We start from the raw sequence: 2580 nt of genomic DNA, 5'->3' as shown, positions 1-2580 counted from the left end.
AGCGGAAGAGCGCCAGCAGCTGCTGCAGCAGGAGAAGGCCAATATGGCTGCCGAGCTGCAGGCGATGGAAGACCAGCAGAATGCTGCGGCTTCGATCGAGCAGCATCATGGCGACGGCGAGTAATCCACTGCGCTTCAGCTTCTAGCCGCTGATAACGGTTAGGCAAGAACGGCACCTTCGGGTGCCGTTTTTTTTCGCTTAAACTTAAAGCTCACTGTCAAACGTAGATTTATTGTTATATTGTGTGAGACATCGGGATTTTCTAAGTGCTAGAATTCAAGGTGGCGCAATTAACTGCGTAAAAGATATCCTAAAAGGTTATTTTGAGAGCATCAATCCGCTTAATTGACAAGCGGTGAATGTAAGGTGCTGTAGTTTGTCAATAAATCGGCTTAGCGCCACAGATTTGTTCTCACTTAATCAAAGTCTTATTGTAATGGTACGTGTAAAAGACGAATAACAAATATCGAATATGCGAACTTCCTTTTCCTTTAGTAGATCTGATTCAGAAAACAAAAAAATGTCTACGCCACAGAAGATACAGCTGCGCCCTCACGATATCACTTTCATAGAGCTTACTGGATTTAAGTCTATTGCAAAGAAAACACGTGTCGACCTATCGCCGCTGACAATATTTTCTGGTGCAAACAGTTCTGGTAAATCTTCCGTATCTCAAGCAATCTTGCTTCTAAAGCAAACAAATGAGGCTGCATATGATCCAGGTGCGCTTCTGTTGAATGGCCCAAATGTAAAATTGACTTCGGCAACTCAATTGCTCTCGCAATTGCCGGAAATTAATTCAAAAAAATTTACAATTAAATTTGGGTTTCATAACGAAGCATCACTTGAGCTAAGTTATAAGTCCGCTCCTAATAAGCCTGGCGGTGTCGATATTAGCGCAATCAAGCAGGTGTCGAAATCAGGTCAAGTCATCCGGATCTCTAGCGCATCTACCCAAGCGGAATTATTGGAGGCACTCCTTGCCTCGCTGCCAGATGGATTTAGGGATTTTTACAATGAGCTGATGTCGAAAAATCAGGTGAGGTTAAAAAGAAATCGTTGCTTTTATCAGGTGAGTTCTGGAACCTCTAGCGATAACGAGTTCGTCGAGAAAATGGGTACTTCTTTTGGTTTTCCGGACGACAACGCTTTTCTGGAGCAGTTAATCCATGTGCCTGGATTGAGAGGCAACCCTGAACGCACTTATGCTACCACAGCAACTGGATCAGGTAATTATCCCGGACGGTTTGAGAACTATGTTGCAAGCTTAATTAGCGACTGGGAAGCAAATGATCCAAAAAAATTCAACCGCTTAACACAAAACTTGATTGACTTGGGATTAACTTCGGAAATCAAAACTAATAAAATTGATGACACCCAGGTTGAAATTAAAGTTTCGCGATTTAAGTCTAGTTGCGAGCGCCACGGGAATGCGCATCTTGTGAGTATTGCTGACGTCGGATTTGGCGTCTCTCAGGTTTTGCCAATTTTGGTTGCGTTAAATGCTGCACAAGTGGGTCAATATGTAATTATAGAGCAGCCTGAGCTTCACCTTCATCCGAAAGCCCAAAACAAACTTGGTAGCCTTTTAGCGGAAGCGATGCATCGCGGAGTAAGGATAATAATAGAAACCCACAGTAATATACTTCTGCAAGGAATTCAAACATTAGTGGCGCAAGATGAGATCTTGCACGAAAATACCGCGCTAAATTGGTTTGAGACTACTGAAGAGGGATACACTAAGGTTACTAGAGGGCGGTTCGATACTCTAGGTGCATTTGGATCATGGCCAGCTGACTTCATGGATATTCAGCTTAATTCTGAGGCCCGTTATCTTGATGCAGTCGAGCAAAAAATTTTTGTTAAGTCGAGCGATGAAAAATAAAAGGCGGAAGATTGTGGTTGATGCTAGCGTTGCTCATGCGGCTGGCGATGTAAGCTTGCATCCGACATCGAAGCAATGCCGAGAAACTCTGCTGGCACTTAGTGATTTCTCAGCTGTTTTTTGCCAAAGCCTGAAGGCCGAATGGGGAAAGCATGAATCGGCTTTTGCCCGTGCTTGGAAAGTTAAGATGATTCAAGAGGGGAAAGCAGTATTTTTCGATGAGGATCCAATTTTAAATGGATTCAAACAATTTATTGATGACTCAGCCGCAGATGCCCACGCTAAGGGCGCAATGGATAAAGATGCGCATCTAGTTTCTTCAGCTATATCAAATGACAAAATTGTAGTTGCACTTGATGAAAAGGTAAGAAAACTGTTTTCTAAACACTGTTTGCCCTTTAAAGGTGTTAAGAAAGTTTTGTGGTCAAATCCTATCAAGACCGAAGATAATACCGTTGGGTGGTTAAAGGCCGGCGCTAAGCGAGATAAAACTTTTACTTTGCAGTCATACTCGTTACATCAAGATTAAAAGCTGCATCAAGCTAAAGATCAACGACAAGCACATCGAGGTGATCGTTCGCCAGATGCTGCGCCGCGTGCAGATCGTCGAAGCCGGCGACACCGACTACATCGTCGGCGAGCAGGTCGAGCGTTCGGAACTGCTGGAAGCGAACGACCGCATCGAAGCCGCGGG

Annotated in this window: 2 protein-coding genes; both read left to right on the top strand. The window is 44.0% G+C overall.

The window, feature by feature from the left end:
• The first annotated feature begins 521 nt into the window (after nt 1–521).
• The gene (locus AC1DIX_RS27310) at nt 522–1886 is read left to right on the top strand and encodes an AAA family ATPase (RefSeq protein WP_477328443.1); all 1365 of its coding nucleotides are present in this window, start codon (nt 522–524) and stop codon (nt 1884–1886) included.
• Nucleotides 1876–2415, top strand: coding sequence for a hypothetical protein (locus AC1DIX_RS27305; protein WP_477328442.1), 540 nt, complete (start codon nt 1876–1878; stop codon nt 2413–2415). Before AC1DIX_RS27310 ends, AC1DIX_RS27305 begins: the two co-directional genes overlap by 11 nt.
• Nucleotides 2416–2580 lie beyond the last annotated feature (165 nt).

The sequence above is a fragment of the Massilia sp. 05N420 genome, from assembly GCF_056397205.1.
This window is presented reverse-complemented; position numbering and strand designations above follow the sequence as displayed.